The organism is Paraburkholderia franconis (genome assembly GCF_009362735.1).
GTDB lineage: Bacteria > Pseudomonadota > Gammaproteobacteria > Burkholderiales > Burkholderiaceae > Paraburkholderia > Paraburkholderia franconis.
Genome location: NZ_WHNP01000005.1, coordinates 314397 through 334377 on the forward strand (window position 1 = coordinate 314397; position 19981 = coordinate 334377).

The 19981-nt window shown below is 65.1% G+C and carries 20 protein-coding genes and 2 pseudogenes; 6 read left to right on the forward strand and 16 right to left on the reverse strand.

Annotated elements, in window-relative coordinates:
* Positions 1-81: 81 nt before the first annotated feature.
* The 7 genes and pseudogenes from GCT13_RS07955 to GCT13_RS07980 form a co-directional block, all read right to left on the reverse strand.
* Positions 82-957, reverse strand: a complete 876-nt coding sequence (locus GCT13_RS07955) for an alpha/beta hydrolase (RefSeq protein ID WP_152756650.1) — start codon at positions 955-957, stop codon at positions 82-84.
* Entirely contained in the window at positions 954-2366 is a 1413-nt protein-coding gene (locus GCT13_RS07960) for a hypothetical protein (RefSeq protein ID WP_152756652.1), read from the reverse strand. The genes GCT13_RS07955 and GCT13_RS07960 overlap by 4 nt, the downstream gene beginning before the upstream one ends.
* The gene (locus GCT13_RS07965; protein WP_152756654.1) at positions 2363-3328 is read right to left on the reverse strand and encodes an alpha/beta fold hydrolase; all 966 of its coding nucleotides are present in this window, start codon (positions 3326-3328) and stop codon (positions 2363-2365) included. The genes GCT13_RS07960 and GCT13_RS07965 overlap by 4 nt, the downstream gene beginning before the upstream one ends.
* Positions 3329-3401: 73 nt before the next feature.
* Positions 3402-3620: pseudogene (locus GCT13_RS48225) on the reverse strand (ABC transporter permease subunit); the annotation flags it as partial.
* Between the two features lie 6 nt (positions 3621-3626).
* On the reverse strand, positions 3627-4013 hold the full coding sequence (locus GCT13_RS48230; protein ID WP_193727602.1) for an ester cyclase: 387 nt from the start codon (positions 4011-4013) through the stop codon (positions 3627-3629).
* Positions 4014-4092: 79 nt separating this feature from the next.
* Positions 4093-6621: an EAL domain-containing protein gene (locus tag GCT13_RS07975; RefSeq protein WP_152756656.1), complete on the reverse strand. Its 2529-nt coding sequence runs from the start codon at positions 6619-6621 to the stop codon at positions 4093-4095.
* 264 nt (positions 6622-6885) lie between these two features.
* Complete coding sequence (locus tag GCT13_RS07980; RefSeq protein WP_152756658.1) at positions 6886-7476, reverse strand: BPSL1445 family SYLF domain-containing lipoprotein; 591 nt, start codon at positions 7474-7476, stop codon at positions 6886-6888.
* Between the two features lie 403 nt (positions 7477-7879).
* On the opposite strand from GCT13_RS07980, the gene GCT13_RS07985 reads away from it, so the two are divergent.
* Positions 7880-8836: a PTS sugar transporter subunit IIA gene (locus GCT13_RS07985; RefSeq protein ID WP_152756660.1), complete on the forward strand. Its 957-nt coding sequence runs from the start codon at positions 7880-7882 to the stop codon at positions 8834-8836.
* Positions 8837-8891: 55 nt separating this feature from the next.
* Here GCT13_RS07985 and GCT13_RS07990 read toward each other — a convergent pair whose 3' ends face one another.
* Positions 8892-9455 carry an SLATT domain-containing protein gene (locus tag GCT13_RS07990; protein ID WP_152756662.1) on the reverse strand — a complete coding sequence of 188 codons (564 nt, stop codon included), beginning with the start codon at positions 9453-9455 and terminating at the stop codon, positions 8892-8894.
* Between the two features lie 214 nt (positions 9456-9669).
* Between GCT13_RS07990 and GCT13_RS07995 the strand changes: the two genes are divergently transcribed.
* From GCT13_RS07995 to GCT13_RS08005, 3 genes are all read left to right on the forward strand, one after another.
* The gene (locus GCT13_RS07995) at positions 9670-9897 is read left to right on the forward strand and encodes an FmdB family zinc ribbon protein (RefSeq protein WP_152756664.1); all 228 of its coding nucleotides are present in this window, start codon (positions 9670-9672) and stop codon (positions 9895-9897) included.
* Between the two features lie 90 nt (positions 9898-9987).
* Positions 9988-10932, forward strand: coding sequence for a transcriptional regulator GcvA (gene gcvA, locus GCT13_RS08000; RefSeq protein ID WP_152756666.1), 945 nt, complete (start codon positions 9988-9990; stop codon positions 10930-10932).
* Between the two features lie 138 nt (positions 10933-11070).
* Positions 11071-12348 (forward strand): MFS transporter, encoded by a 1278-nt coding sequence (locus tag GCT13_RS08005; protein ID WP_227746749.1) that lies wholly within the window; start codon positions 11071-11073, stop codon positions 12346-12348.
* A 96-nt stretch (positions 12349-12444) separates the two neighbouring features.
* Here the strand turns inward: GCT13_RS08005 and GCT13_RS49105 are convergent.
* A pseudogene (locus GCT13_RS49105) lies at positions 12445-12564 on the reverse strand (histidine kinase dimerization/phospho-acceptor domain-containing protein); the annotation flags it as partial.
* Between GCT13_RS49105 and GCT13_RS51140 the strand changes: the two are divergent.
* Positions 12518-12892, forward strand: coding sequence for a hypothetical protein (locus GCT13_RS51140; protein WP_407670760.1), 375 nt, complete (start codon positions 12518-12520; stop codon positions 12890-12892). The pseudogene GCT13_RS49105 and the gene GCT13_RS51140 sit on opposite strands and share 47 nt — an antisense overlap.
* 98 nt (positions 12893-12990) lie before the next feature.
* On the opposite strand, the gene GCT13_RS08025 is transcribed toward GCT13_RS51140, so the two are convergent.
* The 7 genes from GCT13_RS08025 to GCT13_RS08055 all read right to left on the reverse strand — a co-directional run bounded on the left by GCT13_RS08025 (position 12991) and on the right by GCT13_RS08055 (position 19642).
* Complete coding sequence (locus tag GCT13_RS08025; RefSeq protein WP_321574242.1) at positions 12991-14142, reverse strand: J domain-containing protein; 1152 nt, start codon at positions 14140-14142, stop codon at positions 12991-12993.
* Between the two features lie 202 nt (positions 14143-14344).
* A complete protein-coding gene (locus GCT13_RS08030; RefSeq protein ID WP_152756726.1) occupies positions 14345-15343 on the reverse strand; it encodes an O-fucosyltransferase family protein in 999 nt (332 codons plus the stop codon).
* 395 nt (positions 15344-15738) lie between these two features.
* Positions 15739-15951, reverse strand: coding sequence for a hypothetical protein (locus GCT13_RS08035; RefSeq protein ID WP_087739221.1), 213 nt, complete (start codon positions 15949-15951; stop codon positions 15739-15741).
* Between the two features lie 174 nt (positions 15952-16125).
* Positions 16126-17157, reverse strand: coding sequence for a phosphate ABC transporter substrate-binding protein PstS (gene pstS, locus GCT13_RS08040; RefSeq protein WP_152756668.1), 1032 nt, complete (start codon positions 17155-17157; stop codon positions 16126-16128).
* A gap of 512 nt (positions 17158-17669) precedes the next feature.
* Entirely contained in the window at positions 17670-18824 is a 1155-nt protein-coding gene (gene dinB, locus GCT13_RS08045) for a DNA polymerase IV (RefSeq protein ID WP_152756670.1), read from the reverse strand.
* A 251-nt stretch (positions 18825-19075) separates the two neighbouring features.
* Positions 19076-19384 (reverse strand): hypothetical protein, encoded by a 309-nt coding sequence (locus GCT13_RS08050; RefSeq protein ID WP_227746750.1) that lies wholly within the window; start codon positions 19382-19384, stop codon positions 19076-19078.
* Positions 19385-19408: 24 nt separating this feature from the next.
* Positions 19409-19642 (reverse strand): hypothetical protein, encoded by a 234-nt coding sequence (locus GCT13_RS08055; protein WP_321574250.1) that lies wholly within the window; start codon positions 19640-19642, stop codon positions 19409-19411.
* Between the two features lie 85 nt (positions 19643-19727).
* On the opposite strand from GCT13_RS08055, the gene GCT13_RS08060 reads away from it, so the two are divergent.
* The coding region (locus GCT13_RS08060; RefSeq protein WP_321574243.1) for a transposase at positions 19728-19981 on the forward strand (254 nt) is incomplete at its 3' end.

The following is a 19981-nucleotide window of genomic DNA, read 5'->3' on the forward strand; positions in this document are numbered from 1 at the left end:
CGTTGTCGATCGGACAGCTCGCATCGCCGCCGCCACCTCGCATAAGACGCGTCTACAAGGTGCGTCTTTTGCACGCGGCGCTTACGCATCGTGCGGCGCAGTCTGCCCGTGGTGCTGATCCGTTTCGACGGCGGCGCTCACGCGTCGCAGATCGTCGAGAAAACGTAATACGTGTTCGCGCGCGCCCTGTTCCCACACATCGACATGTCCCGCGCCATCGATCATTTCGAGCCGGCGCGGCGCGCGGACAGCCGAGTAGAGCCGCGCGAATTGCACAGGTGGAATGACGGCGTCGGCGAGGCCGCCGCATATCAGCACGGGCGCACGCACGCGGCCGATGCTGGCGAGGTTGTCATACCGGTCTCGCACCATGCAGCGCAATGCGAACAACGGAAAGCGCGCTCTCGCCACGTCGGCGATGCTGGTGAACGGCGCTTCGAGAATCAGCGCAGTAAGCGCTTCGTACTCCGACGCCATTCGCACCGCGACACCCGTGCCGAGCGAAAACCCATGCACGGCGATCCTGCTCGTGCGCTGCGCGACGAAGTCGAGTGCTGCGCGGCCATCCGCATACAGGCCCGCTTCGGATGGATGTCCCGGCGCGCCACCATAGCCGCGATATTCGGCGAGATACACGCCATGCCCTGCCGCGATCAGGTCATGCGCGATTTGCGCGCGTTGCGACAGGTCTTCTCCGTTTCCATGAAACAGCACGACGGTGAATGCGTCGTGTTGGCTTGCGGGCGCATAACGGCCCGGCAGCACGAGACCGTCTGCCGTGCGCACGGTCACAGGCTCGATGCGATCGGCAGCCGCGTTGCGCGCCACGCCTCGGATCTGTTCGAGCGGATAGACCAGTCGCCCCTGAAGCCAGAACAGCAGCGCGACGACGATCGCATAACCGGCGAGGACAACGGCAAGCAGCGACAGCAGAATCAGCCGCACCGTTTCGCTCATGCCGTCGCGCCCTGCACGGACGCGCGCTCGGCGCACTGCACGCGATGCGCCGCGCCATGCTGTTGGAGAAGCGCTTCGAAGCGCGCGCACTTCAATGCAAGTGGTGTCGGGAATTGAGGTTGCAGGCGCGCAAGCGCGCGGCCGAAACGCGCGAACGTCGCGAAGTCGCGCGGATAGTGCTCCGTATCGACGCCGGCGAAGCGGCCCTCGCTCTTCGCCGTATCGAGCAGCGCGCGCCAGCGATCGATCGGCGCATAGCCGATGCTCTCGACGCCATGCGAGAACAGCATCATGTCGATTTCGTCGAATGCGGGCTGCGTCTGCAGATAACGCTGCAACGCATCCGCCGAAGACTCGACGCAGAACAGCAGCCAGAACGGCAGCGCGTGAAGACGCATGGTGGTGAGCGGTTCCATCAGCAGGAACGAATCGACGACGAGCCTGCGCGGAACGATGCCCACGTCGCGATACCAGTCGCGATACACGGCTGCCGTCACGAAGCTCAGGCTCTCGGGCTCCTCGTAGCGGATCTCCACGATCCGCCATCGCATCTGCGCGGCCAGCCATTCGATGTCGCGCATCAGCCGTTCGTCGAAGCCCCACTCGGCTTCGGGCGCGATGTCGTTGGGCGCAGGCGGCGCCCAGTGCGTGCGTTTGCTGCCGTAGCGCGCGAGGCTCGCTTTCACGGATGGGCCGCCGTGCAGATAGTCGTCCTCGGTCGCGCCGCCCGTCGCGCCGAACTGATAGACGGAGCGCGAGCTCGTGCGCGTGACGGGCCATGCGCGCGTGCATGCGTTCACGTACAAGGTCCCGCCGGGCCGCAGGCTGCTCAGCAGAAACTCGCGATACGCAAGCGGCAGCGCGAGATGCTTCAGGCGGAAATAGTGCATCGCATGCAGCATCAGCCTGTCCTGATTCGGGTCCTGCATATGATGGACCGCGATGCGCTCGTCGGCGGCGAGCAACGCATCGACGATCGGGCGGCCTTCGTTGAAACCGCGCTGCGCGTCGTCGGGGTCGCTGAACGGTGCGCGCACGGGGCACAGGAACGTCTGCGGCAGCCACGGAATCCGCAGCGCGGCCGCGAGATGAACCAGCGCGCCATTCGACGACCCGACGATGGCCGCATCGTATTGCCGTTGAGGATACAGTCCCGCGAGCCATTCGGCGATGCGTTCGATGTCCAGCTTGCGGACCTGACGCCGCCGTATCCCTTCCATCATGCCGCCGATGCTGTAGCAGCGTTCGCGGGCGCGCGGCGACAACCTGTTGGCGGAGGACATCAGCCAGTCCTGCACGCGCGACTTGCTCGGACTCACGAACGGCTTGCCGTGCAGCGTCGCGGCCAGCGCCTGCGCCATGCCGGCCGCCGAATCGAAACGGGCAATGCCGCGCGGCGCCTTGTTCATGGTCGTTCGGCCTCGGTTGCAAAAGTGTGCGTGCCTGCCGTCAGGAATGGCGCGACCGCCAGCGCAAATGCGTGCGGATAGACGTAGTTCAACGTGTGCGTGCCTCCCTCGATCACAGCAAGCGTTCCGCGCGGGACGAGCCGCGCGACGGTGGCCGCCCATTCGAGCGGCACCACGGCGTCGCGCGTGCCGGCCACGACCAGCGTCGGCGCAGCAACATGCGGCAGCCGCTCTTCGATCCTGTCGCGAATCACGATACGCATCGTCGCGAACGCGCGGCGCAGGCCGGCCTTCGCGTAGTCGATGCGTCCCGTTGCGGCGGGCGAGCGCATCTGCTCACGCCGGCCGTTGACGAGATCGCGATACGCCTGCTTGATGAGCGTGCGCGCGTTGGGGTCGGTGGTCGGACCTTGCAGGACGAGCCGGTCGACGACATCTGGATGACGGCACGCAAGATCGGTGATGATCTGGCAGCCGAACGAATTGCCGACAAACGCCGCCCTTTCGACTCCGAGCGCCCGCAGCCAGTCGCGCAACGCGTCGGCGAGTTGCGCAAGCGACAACGTCCGCGAGTGGCTGCCGTCGATCAGACGGCTTTCGCCGAAACCCGGCAGGTCCGGCGCGAGCACGCGAAAGTGACGGCCCAGCGCGCTCGCAAGCGGCTCCATATAGCGGCTCGATATCACAAGGCCGTGGACCAGCACGACGGGCATCGTCTGCTGCCTCATGGCCGGTCCGGGATGCACGCGATGAAACATCCGGCTGCGGCCGACCTCCGTATAGACGCCGCCGATGCCCGCAGCGCGGCTGGCCCCGCTCAGCGCGGGCGTGGCCTCGAGCCGGCGCCACGCGAGCGCGAGCCAGGCGCCGCCGAGCGCGATGCAGACGGCCAGGCAGACAGGAAGAAGTTGCAACGTCTTGTGTCCGTTGAAGAGCGGTAGCGGCACGCGTCGGTGAGGCATGCATGCGTCGGTGCCGCATGGGAATCAATGATGTGAGCAATTGCTGTTCCTGCTGCAACGCATGCGATCAAGGCGTTTCCGTATCGACCTGCCGCGACGCGTACGACCGTTCCGCGAAACCGATTGCCATCGTCAGCGACGCATTCTTGACGACGTTCATGTACTGTCCGGCGAGCGGCGACGTCGCAATCCGTATCGCCCGCGGCAGCACGACATGCCGAAAGGTTGCAAGCGGCGTGAGCCCGAGCGCAGCGGCCGCCTGATACTGCGCTTGGACGACGCCACGAATGCCTAACCGCTAAAGCTGGGCTTCGATGGCGGCCTTGTCGATGACCGACCATACTTCCTTGATCTTGTCTGCGTGGAATTCATAGAACACGTTCTCGGCAAACGAGACTCGCTTGCCATTCACGGGTAGGCCAAGAAATACGCCCCGTGGCGCGCAGTCGAATTGCAATCGGCTTGCGATTAAGGGCGGATCGCAGACCAGCAACTGAATGTTGAAGCAAAGATCCGGGATTTCCGCGAAGTCTCGCTCCAGCATCACGCGATAACCCGCCAAGCCGATCCGTTTGCCATTGTGAATAGCGTCATCGTGAACGAACCGTCCGAGGCCCGGCCAGTCCTGCCTGTTCAGGCATGCAATGTAATCCCGGTAGATGGCGGGCAGACGCGTTTCGATCATGGCCATGGCTCCTTGCTCGTGCGATGTCCCTGAGCAAGGAATCTTGCCGACGTGCATTGCCCGAATCAAGTGACGCGTTCTACGCACTCTCCAGCTGCGCGAGAACCGCATCGCAACTGTGCCGCATGTGTTCCGTCAGCCGTTCGGCAGGCTGCGGTCTCGCCAGCAGGTAGCCCTGTCCCTGGTGACAGCCCACGTCTTGCAGGAACGCGAGCTGCTCCGGCGTCTCCACGCCTTCCATCACCACATCGAGGCCGAGCGCGCGCCCCATCACGACGACCGCGCGGATGATCGCGCGATCCGGATTGTGCGCGTCGCTGCTGCCGAGAAACGAGCGATCGATCTTCAGCGTATCGACGGGCAGATCCTTCAGATACGCGAGCGACGAGTAGCCCGTGCCGAAGTCGTCGATTGCAAGGCTCACGCGCCGCGCGACCAGCTCGCGCAACAGCGTGCCGATCTCTTCGCGCGTATTCATCGCCATGCTCTCGATCAGTTCGAGTTGCAGGCGCTCGGGCGGCAGCGCCGTCTCGCTGAGAATGGCGGACAGGTCGCCCAGGAACTCGTCGGTGAGGCACTGACGCGCCGACAGGTTTACGGCGATACGGCCGAACTCGATGCCCGCATCCAGCCACGCGCGCGCCTGCCGGCACGCCTCGCGGAGCACCCAGCGGCCGAGCGGCACGATCAGCGTCGACTGCTCGGCGATGCCGATGAATTCGCCGGGCGGCACGAGCCCGCGATGCGGGTGGCGCCAGCGCAACAGCGCTTCGACGCCGACGACGCGGCCGTTCGACAGGTCGTACTGCGGCTGGTAGTACAGGCAGAATTCGTTCTGCTCGAGCGCGCGGTGCAGTTCGCCGAGCGTTTCGAGCTGCGCGATCGCCGACGACGTCATGTTGCTCTCGAAGAACTGGAACACGTTGCGTCCACGGCTCTTCGCGCCGTACATCGCCTGATCGGCGCGCATCATCAGTTGCTCGGCCTGCACGCCGTCGTCCGGATAGATGCTGATGCCGATGCTCGGCGTGGTGAAGATCTCGCGTCCACCGAGGTCGATGGCCTGCCCCACCGAGTCGAGCAGCATTCCCGCAAGATGGCCCACATCGCGGACATCGTTGAAGTCTTCCAGCACGAGCGCAAATTCATCGCCGCCGAGCCGCGCCACGGTATCGCTTTCGCGCAGACCGGCGCGCAGCCGCTCGGCCACCACTTTGAGCACCTTGTCGCCGGCGCTATGGCCGAGCGTGTCGTTCACCAGCTTGAAGCGGTCGAGGTCGAGACACATCACGGCGAACTTGCGTCTGCTGCGGCCCGCATGAATGATCGCCCGCTCGAGCCGCTCCTCGAACAGCACGCGATTCGCGAGCCCCGTCAATACATCGTGCGTCGCGAGGTAGCGCAGCCGCTCTTCCGTCTGACGTCGCTGCGTGATGTCGGAGAAGATGCCCGCGTAGTGCGAAATCTCGCCGTGGTTGTTGCGAATGCTCGTGATGGTCAGATACTCGAGATACAGCTCGCCGTTCTTGCGGCGGTTCCAGATCTCCCCTTGCCAGTGCCCGTCGGATTCGAGCGAGCGCCACAGCTCCACATAGAAGCCGGGCGGCTGATGACCCGAGTTCAGCAGGCTCGCGTCGCGCCCGAGCACCTCTTCTTGCGTATAGCCCGTGAGACGCGTGAACGCCTGATTCACGCGCTCGATCTTCGCGTTGCGGTCGGTCACCATGATGCCTTCGAGCGCCGACTCGAACACGCGGTCCGCCATCCGCAGACTGAAGCGTGCCTGGCCGAGCGCCTCGTCGCGCTCGCGCACCGCGTTTTGCAGCTCGCTGACGTACTCGTCTTCGATGTTCTGCAGAAGGTCCGCGAAACTGAGCAATCCGGCGAGGCGTCCGTCGCCGTCACACACGCCGACATGACGGATATGCCGCTGCAGCATCAGGCGCTGCGCGGCGTACAGGCTCTGCGTCGCCGCAAGCGACTGCAACGGACGGCTCGCCTGATCACCGACCGCGCCGTCGAGCCGGTCGTTCACGATCAGACGCAACACGTCGCGCTCGGTCAGGATGCCGTGCTCGCCGTCGTCATACTCGACGACGACGGCATCGAGCTTGCGGGCCCGCATCTGCGCGATCGTATCGCGCAGCGGTTGATGCGCCGGCACCGCGACGTGCGGGTGCACGTGAATCGATTCGATCGGCTTCAGGCGCAGGAAAAATTCCGCGCCCTGGTTCACAATCACGTCCGTCTGCGTCAGCACGCCGATGCAGGCGCCGTCCCTGACCACGCCGAAGTGACGAATGCCCGACTGCTTGAAACGGACGGCCGCTTCGCCGAGCGGCGTGCCCGCATCGAGCGTGAGAAGCGGCGCGCTCATCACGTCGCCGATCGGGCGATCGAGTGCATCGGCATCCTCGCCGGCGGCGAGCGCGTCCTGTTCCGTCCAGATGCCGACGGGCATGCCGTTGTCGATCACGACGATCGAGCTGCAACGTTCCGCGAAGATGCGCCGCGCGACTTCGCGCACGGGCGTGGCAGGGGTGCACGTCACCATCGGACGCGCGATGAGGCGTGAAACGGGAATAGCGTAGCTGCTCGTGTTTATCATCGACTGGCTCAGAGCGGCGAACCTTCGCAGACGTCTGCATCACACGCACGCCGGCAAAGCCCGGCGGCCTCGCAGGTTCACTGCTGCATCGACGGGGTCTGCGGACGCCCAACGGAAATGACACTTCAACCCGTCTCTTGACGACAGATCGAGTGCAAAACCTGAGCGGCAGAATGTCGCACGAGAGCGCGCACAGCCATGCTCGTTAAGAGCCCGCACACGTCGCAGGCTCACAAGCGCCGCATCAAGGCAGCATCAAAGCAATCAGATGATCAGACGGGAAATCTTCGAGCCTTCGAGCGACACGCCCGCCATCAATCCGCCGTTCGTCAGCACGAAGGCTTCGACGGGGCTCGTCGCCGTCGACGTATCGACGTTGCCGTTCGCGCCGACCTTCAGCACCGCGACGGTCGCATCGACGCCCGCCGCCCAGCCCTGGCTGCGCGTGAAGCTGTTGAGCGCGTCGTCCGTCATGAACAGCATGATGATCGCCTTCGACTGCGCGCCGATCTGCAAGCCGAACGACGCCGCCGTGATGCTGTAGTAGCCCGACGTCTGTCCGCCGATGCGCAGCGCGCCCTGCCCGTACTGTCCGCCGAACCAGAAGCCCGCCGAGATCACCGAAGGAAACACGAGCATGCCGCGCGCCTTGTCGGCAAGTTCGCGCGAGCCGCCGATGGTATTGAAAAGACGAGTGAGCGTCGCGTTGACGTCGGCGTCGATCGACTGGCGCTTGCCGGCGTTCGCTTCAGGCGTCGCATCCGACGACGGCCCCGTTGTCGTGCAGCCCGCAAGCGACAGGCCGCTCGTGGCGACTGCGGCAGTGGTCATGGCGAGGAATCGGCGGCGGCGCATTGTTTTCTCCCTTGCAAGTCCGAATTTTTGTCGCGACGGCGGCTCCGTCCTTGCGTCGGCAGAGGACGGCCCTACTTGATGACAGCGAATGCGTCGCCGGAGTTCCATCGGGGACAGGCATGGGGTACCTGCATTGGACACCTGCATTGGACACCTGCATCGGGAACCTGCATCGGGCACCTGCATCGGGAACCGGCATCGGGCACCGGCATCGAGCACCTGCATTGCGCGCCATCGAAAGCCCCCACGGCCGCGCAGCGCCCGACCGCAATCATCGTTTCGCGCCAGTTGGCGCGCGGTGCGGCACCCCGCATTCCGCGAGCGCACCGCTCACGACTTTTTTATTCGGCTTTAATGCGGATCGCGCTACGCTAATGATCTTGTCAAGGTCTGGAGAGAGGGCATGACGAAGACAAGTGCCATTCTGCGCGCGATTTTCGGCGTCCACCGTGCCCGCGCGGATGCCGCGCGGCGGCACGCGGCGGTGCGCAGCGTGATGATGCGCGTGACGCTCGACGCGCAGCACGTCACGCCTTTGCGGCGCGCGCTCACCCGCGACTGCGCGGGCCAGCCCTGGACGATCCGTATCGCGACATTGCCGCATACCGAGCGCGTGCAACTGTCGCTGTATCTGCCGAAGGACGCCGTCAACGGCGCCATCGCACAAGTGACACGCATCGCGCCCGCCGCGCAATTCGGCCATCTGTTCGAGATTCCCGAAACGCCGACGGACGGCTGGCGCGACCTGCTGCGCGCGACATCCTGGACGCACGCGGCCAACGCGCTGCGCGCGGCGCGGCAACCGTCCGTCAGCGACGACGTCGAGTCGCTCGACCGCCTGCTGAATCCCGGCAACGTGCTGCTCGATGTGAGCATCGCGGATCGCGCCGCGCTCTTCGCGCGGCTCGGCGATCTGTGCGAAACGCGCTACGGCGTACCGGCGCATGAAGTGGTCGCGGGACTGGACGCGCGCGAAGCACTGGGCTCGACGGGCCTCGGACAAGGCGTGGCCGTGCCGCACAGCCAGATCGCGGGCCTGCGCAACTCGGTCGTCGTGTACGTGCGCCCCGCCGTGCCGTTCGATTTCGACGCGCCCGATGCGAAGCCCGTCAGCGACGTGATCGCGCTGCTCGTGCCCGAAGGCGCGAACACGACGCACCTGAACCTGCTCGCCGATGTCGCGCAGCGCTTTTGCGATCAGCACTTTCGCGAGCGCCTGCGTGGATGCGGCAGCGCGAATGAAGTTTGCCGCCTGTTCGGCGGCGGTGCCGAAGGCGACGGCACGCTCACGCCGTCGTTGACGCCGATGCAGCGTCCGGCTGGCGGCAACGGCGCATCGGTGGCGCGTCAGAGGGCGTAGCGCCGGCGTGCCTGGCCTTTGCGCGCCTGCATTGTGAGTCGCGCGTCGGGCGCGTTCACTCCCAACGTCCTTCGTGGTGGCTTTCCGCTGCTGCGACGCGCAACGTTTCCTGCGTGCGTCTGAACACACTCGGCGGCACGCTCGGCGAGTCTTCCGCGAGCCTGTCGAGCGTCTCGCGAACCGCGCTCACATAGAGGCCGTCGCGCGAGCCGGGATCGCCCGCGTAAATCGCTTCCAGTTGACGCCGCACGGCACCATAACGCGCGCCCGCCGAGCGATGTTCTTCGGCCCGTTCCGCGTAGCGCATGAACGTCTGCAACGCCGCCGACACGGCCGCCGCAATGCTCACCATTCCGACCACGAGCCGTGCCCAAGGCGAGTCCGCTGACGCCACCAGCGACAGAAACACCGTCGTGCCAACCACAGCCGAAATGGCCGTCACGCCGATGCCGAACAGGCGGTTGCGCGCGGCCAGCAGATCGGCCATGTCGTAATGGCTCTTCTGCGATTCGCGCGCGCGGCGTATCCATTTCAGCAGCAGCTCGTCTTCGCTGACGGGCGGCCTGTACCCGGCCCGCGCGCCCGAACCGGATTTCGCTTGCGTATCGACCATCGTCATGCCTGCCGCCTCTCTTCGACAAGGAAAGACCAGCATAGCATCGTGCGGTGCGGCATGGCCCTTGCGTGTGGGGCATGCATCGACGTCGAATCCATGTCGCCTCGACCTCGTGTCAACCGCATGCAGGGCCCCGTCGCAACGCACAAGCGCGAAACGCGGAGTTCACGCAGGCGCAGCGGACACGGTACGATGACAGGATTCGTGGGAGCAAGTAATGCCTGTGTACGACTATGAGTGCGCCGACTGTGGCGCGTTTGAAGCAGTGCGGCGTATCGCGCAGCGCGACGAAGCAGCCGACTGTCCCCGTTGCGGAAGCCCCGCCGAACGCGTGCGAATCGGCGCGCCCGCGCTGCTCGGCGGTTCGTCGGCGTCGGGTGGCGCCGCGTCCGATGGCGAGGGCGGTTACGGCATGCGGCATCGCGGCTGCACGTGCTGCCCTTGAGCCCATGAGCGGCACGCGAACAGGCCGCGCGTTATCCGCGCTATCGGTCGATAGGCGCGGCCGTCAACCATCACGCCAGAAGGACGTGTCATGCCGCTTCGCCTGCCCCCGCTGAACTCGCTGCGATTCTTCGAGGCGGCGGCGCGGCACGGCAGTTTCAAGCTCGCGGCCGCTGAACTCAACGTGACGCCGAGCGCCGTCAGTCATGGCATCGTCGCGCTCGAGGAAGCGCTCGGCGTCGCCCTCTTCATGCGCGAGCCGCGCAAGCTGTCGCTCACGTCTGAAGGCCAGCTGTATTTTCCGTACATCGCCGAGGCCTTCTCGCTGATCGCGCTCGGCACGCAGCGGCTGCCCGACAGCCGCACGCACCGGACGATCTCCGTGAGCTGCGCGCCGACGCTAGCCGTCCGCTGGCTCGTGCCACGACTGCACGACTTTCGCGCGCGCTGGCCCGGCATCGACGTGTCCGTCGACACGTCGCGGCGCCAGGTCGGCTTTCCCATCGACGGCTTCGACTTCGGCATTCGACTGAGCCGCGGCCCGGTTCCGGGCAGCGACTGGAGCCGGCTGTTCGGCGAGCGGCTCGTGCCCGTTTGCAACGCGGCCTATCGCGCGACGCTCGTCGATGCGCACGGCCACATCGATCTGCGCCGTGCAACGCTGATTCACGTCGATACCGCGAGCGAGGACTGGCAGGCGTGGCTGGACGGCGCGGGCATCGTCGACGTCGACGCGGTGCCCGGGCTGCGCTTCGACACGATCCAGCTTGCGCTCGAAGCGGCATCGACGGGCATGGGCATCGCGATCGGCCGCCGGCCGCTGGTCAACCGCGAGCTCGATGCAGGCACGCTCGTCGAAGCCGCCGCGCCGACTGTCGAAGCGAAGACCGCGTACTGGCTCGTCAGCGCGGAAGGCGCCGACGAGCGGCCCGATCTGCAGGCGTTCAAGCGCTGGCTGCTTCACGAAGCGAAGGCGTTCGACGACCAGCATCCCGTTGACGACGCTCCTTCATCCGCGGCTGCCGCGTCGCGGTAGCGCTACTGGCTCTTCCCGACGCTCTCAACGCTGGCGAGTCTTTCGCCACGAGTGAATTCTGTTCATCTGTCGCCGAAAACTTTTCGTTTGTCGCGTGTCCGCGCTGCTGCGACGATGGCCGCGAGGAGGAAACGAAACATGTCGACGGCCAAACCCGCTCATGCAACAACTTACGAAACAACCCTGAAGAACCCGACGTTCTATGTGATCGTCGCAGCCGCGCTGATCCTGAGCGCAGCGATGGGCATACGGCAGACATTCGGCCTGTTCATCGGGCCGTTTTCGTATGACCGCGGCCTGCCCGTCACGCTGATCGCATTCGCGATCGCGCTGCACAATCTCGTGTGGGGCTTCGCGCAGCCATTCGCGGGCGCGGCCGCAGACCGCTACGGTGCAGCACCCGTCGTTGCGTTCGGCGCGACGACGTTCGCGGCGGGCCTCGCGCTCGCAGCGGGCGCGCCGTCGGGGCTCGCGCTCATTGCGGGGCTCGGGCTGCTGGTCGGCATCGGCGTCAGCTGCACGACGTTCGGCGTCGTGCTGACGTCCGTCGGACGCGTGGCGTCGGCCGAGCAGCGCAGCATGGCGATGGGCATCGCGAGCGCGGGCGGCTCGCTCGGGCAGGTGCTGATGGTGCCGTTCGCGCAGACGCTGCGCGAAACGTCGGGCGTATCGACGTCGCTGTTCGCGCTTGCATTTCTGATGCTGATCGCCGCGCCGCTCGGCATCGTGCTCGACCGCCGCAGAGACGCGGCCGTGCCGCATGTGGCGGCATCACATGCGACGTCGGCGCCCGTATCGTCGCTGCGCGAGACGCTCGCGCACGCGACGCGGCATCGCGGCTACCAGCTGCTGACGCTCGGCTTCTTCACGTGCGGTTTCCAGCTTGCGTTCATTGCGACGCATCTGCCCGGATACCTCACGTTGTGCCATATGCCGATGGGACTCGGCGCCACCGCGCTCGCGCTGATCGGGCTTTTCAACATGGCGGGCAGCTGGGCGTGCGGCTGGCTCGGCGGGCGCTTCCGTCAGCAGCACGTGCTCGGCTGGCTGTACCTGATTCGCGGCGCGACGATTGCCTCGTTTTTCCTGCTGCCGAAATCGACGCTCTCGGTCGTGCTGTTCGCAGCGGTGATGGGCTTGACGTGGCTCGGCACGGTGCCGCTCACGAGCGGACTCATCGCGAAGGTGTTCGGCACACGGTATCTCGGGACGCTCTTCGGCGTCGTGTTCCTGAGCCATCAGCTTGGCTCGTTTCTCGGCGCGTGGCTCGGCGGTTTCGTGTTCGACGTGACGGGCTCGTATTCGCTGATCTGGGGCGCGACGGCGCTGGCGGGACTGTTCGCGGCGCTCCTGCATTTCCCCATCGACGATACGGTTCATGCGAGCGGCGCGTCTGTCGAAGCGGCGCGCGCCTGAAGTGAAGTGTAGCGATGCGCCGGCGGCCTTCAGGTCTTCGGCGTATCGCCGAGCATGACTGTCCAGCCGAGCCCGCGCACGTTGCGGATCACCGTCTGTCCAAACTGGATTGTCGGCCAGCGACTGCAACGCGGTGAGCGGCGTGCGCAATTCGTGCGCGGCGTCGGAGATGAACTTTCTTTCGCCTTCGATCGATTTCGCGAGACGCTCGAACATCCTGTTGATCGAAACGATGAACGGACGTATTTCGGTCGGCACGGCAGATGTGCGAAGACCTCACGACGACGGACTATCTGAGCTGGGGCGCACCTGCCGGCTCGACCCCGCCGTGATCGTTCAGCTGGCACCGGACGTCAAGGATGCGCGTCTACGACGCGAAGTCACTGCGCTATGCAAGGAAAGCGCGCACGCCGACAGGCATCTTTCCGAAGGCGAGGACATGTTCGTGCGCGTGCTGCGCGCCGCGTGGCGAATGCCGCGAGAGAACGAATCGCCGCAACGCTCGCGCAAGATGTCGAAGCTCGTTAGCGTGACGGCCGTGTAGCGTTTTGGGATCGATGCCGTTGTCAAGCCGCCGTGCGATCCGCGAGCCGCATTGCGGCGCATGGCAACGCCACTGCGCGATAGACGGGGCAACCGAAACTAGAACTCGCCTCGCCCGATCGCCGTGGCCTGCATGCTGCCCGGCGACGCGTACAGCATGACGCTGATATGCGTTGCGTCGAGACCGTTGCCGACAGCCTGCTCGGTGAGCCCGAATGGCTGCGACTTGTAGATGCCGCCGTCGTCGAGATTCTGGTAGCGGATGTCGTAGCTTCCGGGCGCAACGTCCTTCAGCGTGAAGGTCCGGCCCGCCGGCACGAAGAAGTGGCGCACGGGCTGATCGAACACTGACGCGTTGTAGACCAGCTTGCCGAACACGTCGAAGCGGTTGATCGAGTTGTCGATCGTCACCGACGAATGCCCGCCCGACGCGCCGACAGGCGTGCCGTCGAGATAACCCGCCGTGGCCGGCCACGGCGCGCCGTTCGGCGCGACGCTGGGGCGCACGTACGCGGCGGCCGCGCCCGCATCGCTCGCAGCATCGGGCGCGTCGTTCGTCCACGGCGACGTCGCTGCTTGCGCCGACGCCATCGCAGCCAGCGCGCGGCCGTTGCTGTCTGCTGCCGCGCTGTCGGCATCGGCATGGCCATGCTCGCCGTACGGCGCACCGGATGTGATGTTGCGCGTGAACGGCCACGGCGACATCGATTCCGTAATCACGACATAGCCGACGAACGCACATGCCGCGATCGCGATCCAGCCGCGCAACGAGACCCTGCGCAGCGCAAGTCCGAACGACACGCGCGGCTTCTTGCGCGCGGCGGCGCGCGGATCGACCCGCGCCTGGGACGTCCAGCCGCTTCCGCGCGGCGCGGAGCGCGCCGACGCCTCGGCTTGCGCAGCGGCGTACCGGGGCATCTGCTGGGAGGCCGACGCGGAAGATGCGGATGAGGCGGACGATGCGGACGAATGCGACGAACCGGACGGACGCGAGGACGCCGCCGTCGCGGCAGCAGCCGACGCCTCGCGCTCCTTGCGCGCGAGCCATTCGTCGTGTTCCTTGCGTTGCGCCGGGTCGCTCAGGACCGCGTAAGACGCGTTGATGATCTTCATCACCCGCTCGGCGTCCGGATCGTCGATCCGCCGGTCTGGGTGATATTTCTGACACAAGGTCCTATAGGCCGCGCGGATCACTTCCTGAGGCGCGTCCCGCGAGACTTTCAGATTGTCATAGTGGCTGTGAATCTTCACGCCCTTCCCTTCCCCGATTGCCGTGCTGTCTTTTATATCGATTCTACGCGACCCAAAGCGAGCCTACCGGTCGCGGGCGCACCCGCCCCCCGGCTTTCGAATCGCCGTTGTGGCCTGGACCGCACTTCCTGTTGCGCTGTTTTTACATCATGCAAGGTAGCGCGCGCCGCCGTTCCCGCCGCCGTTTTATGCAGTCTTCCGTTTATGCCGTCTTCTCGTGGGGAAACTGCACGGCCGATTCTGACGTTTCCTCGTTACGTTTTTGCTGCTCGTTCCAGATCTGGCTGTCCGGGAACCAGAACGCGGTCGCGCGCGGCGGGACGGCAAGCTTGACTGGCAGCGACGGATTGAAGATCTTCGACCACGCCGACAGATACGACGGCGTCTTCAGCAGACAGCCGCAGCGCGCGAGCAGCAGGCTTGCGACCAGCGCCTCGCGTCCGATGGCGAGCCCCGGATGTCCGCTGAAATGCACGGGCGTGCCGCCCGAGGCCAGCAGCCGCGCGGGCGCGACGTTGATGGGCACGGCAAACTGACGTGTCGCGAAGAAATCGAGGAACGGCTGCTCGTCGCTCGACACGAAGATGTTCGTCAGATGCGGCTCTTCGGCGAGCGTTGCATCGATCAGCCGACAAAATTCCTCCCAGCCGATCGTATGCGCCTCCACCTTCTTGTCGGTGCCGCGATAATGCACGCCGAGCGTCGCCGCGCCGATGCCGAGCCGCTGGCAGATTCCGTCGACTTCCGCGCGGATCGGCGCGGCCGGCCGGTAGTGCGCCATGAAGAGCGCGCTCGAATGCTTCAGTTCGAGCCGCGGCTCGTAGCGACGGCGAAAGCCGAGCACGCTGAGATCGCGCACGACCGACGTTCGCAGCCGCACGCTCGCTCCCGGCCTTGGCGACACACTGACGGTATCGAAGTATTCGGCAAACCAGTCGACCTGGCCTTCGCGATCGCCGTAAATCCCGCCGCGCGCGGAAATCAGCGGCGTCAGGCCCTTCTCGTCGCAATACATCAGGATGAACAGCACCATCTGCATCACGGAGAAAAAGCCCGAATGCGCGCGAATTTCAATCGCGAAGTAACCGTGATTCAACCGCTGCTGCGCATGCAGCGAGATGCGGCCCGGTGTGCTGATCGATTGTTTGAACCGTTCGCTGCGCCGGATATCTCTTGCGATATCGATCAACTTGCTCAACATGCCACGTCCCTTTCCGCTCACCGGGCAGCCGACCCGATACGGCGTCTGTGGTCGAAGGATGCAGGCGCGAGGCGGCGCTTCGTACGACAGACGCAAGACGCCCTTCATGCTGGAATGTCCAGCGTGTCTTGCACATCGTACGAAGCGGACCGCCGGCCCAATGCGAAATCAGCCAGCAAATAGACGCGTTCCGACACGCGCCATCATATAGGGCAGAAACGCGGCGGTCGAGCAGGGAAAAACCGGCTGTGTGCGACACCCAACATTTGCTTGCGCGCCGCTAATCGTCTGAATTTAAAGGATTTTTTGAGGCACTTATGGCAACAGGATAGCCGCGGCCGGGGCGATCGAGGGCCCGCCGCAGTTGTCGGCAAGCCTGCCGTCAGCGCCTTCCATCAGCCTTTCATGTCGACCCAGATGCGGCCCCAGGCGGTCGCGTATTTGAGCGCCTGTTCGCCGTCGTAGAAGTAGTCGAGCGCGTTGAACGTGCGGGGCGGCAGCCCCGGTTTTTCGATGATGAGATCGGCTGCGTGCATGCCGTCGTCGCCCATGGCGGCGCTGGCCTGCAAACGATAGCCTCGGTGTGTCGTCAGCATGGGAATCGTCATTGATACGTCTCTGGCTCTTTCAACGGAATGTGGGCCGATGCGCTGCGTCCCGAACGACTGGGCCGCGCCTCGTGCCCACTTTCGGGCCAGGATTCGCATTATCACGACGCCCCGTTACTGTTCGGTGACGGCCGGCGTTTTTGCACGCCGGTCCGCTTTATGCGCGCATTCTGATCAGTCGGCGATCGGCTTGCCGGAAGCGTCCTTCACCTTCGCCTTCCACTGCGTGCGGATTTCGGATACGACGGCATCCGGCAGCGTGATGTAGTCGAGTTCCTGCGCGGTCTGGTTGCCGTTCTTGAACGCCCAGTCGAAGAACTTGAGCGTTTCCTTGCCGTGGTCCGGCTTGTCCTGCGACGAATGCAGCAGCACGAACGTCGCGCCGACGACCGGCCACGCTTCCTTGCCGGGCTCGTTGGTGAGGATCTGGTAGAACGACTTCGACCACTCGGCGCCCGCGGCGGCCGCCTTGAAGGTTTCCGTCTTCGGCTCGACGACGGCACCCGACGAGTTCTTCAGCGACGTGTACGTCATCTTGTTCTGCTTCGCGTACGCCCATTCGACATAGCCGATCGCGCCCGGCAGACGCTGCACGAACGCGGCGACGCCGTCGTTGCCCTTGCCGCCCGTGCCCGTCGGCCAGTTGACCGTCGTGCCTTCGCCGACCTTGCTCTTCCACTCCGGGTTCACCTGCGACAGATAGTGCGTCCAGATGAAGCTCGTGCCGGAACCGTCCGCGCGGCGCACGACGGCGACATCGGTATCCGGCAGCTTTGCGCCCGAATTGAGCGCGGCGATGGCCGGGTCGTTCCATTTCTTGATCTTGCCGAGGTAGATGTCGCCCAGCACGGGACCCGAGAGCACCAGCGAACCCGGCTTCACGCCGGGCAGGTTGACCACGGGCACCACGCCGCCGACGACGGTCGGAAACTGGAACAGGCCGTCCTTGGCCAGTTCGTCGTCCTTGAGCGGCGCATCGGAGCCGGCGAAGTCGACCGTTTTCGCGAGCACCTGCTTGATCCCGCCCGACGAGCCGATGCCCTGGTAGTTGATGCGAGCGCCGCCCGTCTTCTGATATGCGTCGGCCCATTTCGTGTAGATGGGCGCCGCGAACGTGCTGCCGGCGCCCGTAATGTCGGCCGCCTGAGCGAAGGAGTTGGACAGCGCGCCGATCACGCCGGCCACGGCGAAGAATGCGAGTTTCATGGTCACCTCCTTTGTCGATCCAGAGTTGGCGCTTTAGCGCCTTACTCTGGTCCCATGCAGAGCAGTCGATCCAGAGTTGGCGCTTTACCTGTCGGCCGGAGTTAGTGCTTTAGCACTTACTCCGGCCCCATGCGGAGCACCTACTCTGGTCCCATGCAAGGCTGTCGATCCAGAGTTGGCGCTTCGGCTGTCGGCTGGAGTTAGTGCTGGCGCCTTGGTGCCTACTGCCGTTCCATGCCTTACTGGTCCCATGCAAGACAGTTGCAAAAGCTTTGTATGGGGTGCGTTTCGAAATTAGCCGTGCTTCGTGACATTGCGGTGACGGATGTGGTGCGGCTCGCGGAGTGGTTCGGGTATGTCGATAAGCGCGGCTTTTACGGTAAGTGCCGATGGCTTCGCGCGGTTTTGTCGGAAGAGATCGCAGAATGGATGCGGCACGTCGACGATTCGTTCGTCGAAAGGCCATGGACAGCGTGGCGCACGCGTACGCCAGCACACGACGCGCAATCGCCTCACGCAGTAAAGGGCAACTCCGCCTGCACCGGCAACGGCTGCGCGTGTTCGCTCGCATGCGACAGCCCGCTCACTCGCACGCCCAGCAATCGGAGCTTGCGCGTCAACGCGACGCGCTTCAGGCATTCGGTCGCCGCGCGCCGGATCGCCGCTGCATCCGACGTGGCGACGGGAATCGTCAGATCGCGCGTGACGGTCGAAAAATCGTCGAAGCGCAGTTTGATGCCGACCGTATGCCCGACATAGCCCTTGCGCTGCAGATCTTCGGCCACCCGCACGCACAGTCGCGTGAACGACTCCGACAGCGCCGCGCGATCGTGGCGCGGATGCAGATCGCGTTCGAACGTCGTCTCGCGGCTCATCGACTTCGGCTCGGATTCGACGACGACGGGACGCTCGTCGATACCCTGCGCGACGTGCATCAGCCACGTCGCATACCTGAGTCCGAAGTTGGCCTGCAGCAGGTCGGGCGCCGCATGCGCCAGATCGCCGACCGTATGGATGCCGATCGTGGCCAGCCGCTCGCTCGCCTTCGGGCCGATGCCATTGATCTTGCGCGCGGCCAGCGGCCAGATGCGCGAGGGAATATCGGCGGGTGTCAGGATCGTGAGGCCATCGGGCTTGTCCAGCTCGGAGCCGATTTTTGCCAGCAGCTTGTTCGGCGCGACGCAAATCGAGCACGTGAGACCCGTCGCATCGCGCACGGCCTGCTTGATGCGCGTGCCTATGTCGGCGGCGTCGCCGGGGACGTCCGTGAGGTCGATATAGATTTCGTCAATGCCGCGATCTTCGATACGCGTCGTGAACTTCGCCACTTCGGCCTTGAAAAGGCGCGAGTAATGGCGATACGAATCGAAGTCGGTAGGCAGCAGAATCGCGTCCGGCGCGAGTTGCGCGGCCTTCATCATGCCCATCGCCGAAAAGACGCCGAACGCGCGCGCCTCGTAAGTCGACGTGGTGACGACACCGCGCCCCGCATAGTCGCGCAGCCGCGCGAAGCGGCGCGTGCCATCGGGCAGCGTTTCAGGCGTCGCGCTACGCCCTCCGCCGATCACCACCGGCTTGCCACGCAATTCCGGATAGCGCAGCAGTTCGACGGATGCATAAAACGCGTCCATGTCGAGATGCGCGATACGGCGGGTGGTGACGCTCATGTTGCGTGATGCGGCCTGCGATTGGATGTGGGTTGCGGCAGCGGATGCTTCAGCTAGAACCTGACTCGACGATACGCCACGTGCGCAGTTGGTGCTGCTGGTGCCGCTTGCGAGACGGGCATGCGGTGCGATGGGCTATGCCGCGCGGTCGTGGAGTTTAGCAATACACGGGCGGAAAACAGCCGCGCAAGACAGCGTTTCGAAACAGCGACGCGTGCAACGTTCAACCGTCAGCCGCTTTCCCGCTTGCATCAGACGCGGAACACGTTGCCGTCGGGACCGATTTTGCGGGGAATGCTGCGATTCGGCGCCTTCTTCGACGACACCACCGATGAAGCGCCATGATCCGGATGCTCGCTGCCCGGCTCGGTGATTTTCCGCGCGAGCCGTGGCGTCGTCTGCGTGTGTGGGCGGACGTGCTTCGGCGCCGGTGCGGAATGACCTCGCGCCTCGGGCGGGTTCCAGATCTCGACGTACTTTTCCGCGTGCGCTGCCGTAGCCATAAGCAGCGCGATCAGCCCGGCTGTCATTCCGGGTAAGAGACGACGACCTGCATTCATTGCTTTATCTCCTTGCCGTGCGTCTTACCGGGCATCGTTTGCCGCCGCGCGGGGATGTTCGCGCACCGGGCCCGCCGGCGAACTCGCCGTTCCCACCGACCGGCCGTTCTCGCATGCGTAAAACGTGGGCTCGCCAGCCTTGCCGCGGCGGATCGCTTCATCGATTTCCCGTTCGCCGAACGCCGATTTCAAGGCCGCGACAAAAGCCGCGATCTCCGGCATCGGATGGCTAACGGGTTTGTTCACGCGCATATCCACGACGCAGCTCCTCGTCAATCGCACGCCAGATACTGTATATCCATAAGGGCTATCCACTTAGCACCACCTGAGAGAAAATGTCGGTGTGAGCGAATTCCAGCCTACCCCGACCGCCGGCGTCGACTACCCTCGGACGTGGAGCCAGTTTGAAGACTGGTTTGTCACCGAGGAGGAGTGTGCGCGCTATCTTGAGCGGCTGCGTTGGCCGGAGGGGTTCGTCTGCCCCAGTTGCGCAACCAAACGGGACCCGTATAGGAGCAGCCGCGGGCGCCTGATCTGCCGCACCTGCCGACATCCTGGGACAGTGACATCCGGCACGATTTTCGATAAGACACGCAC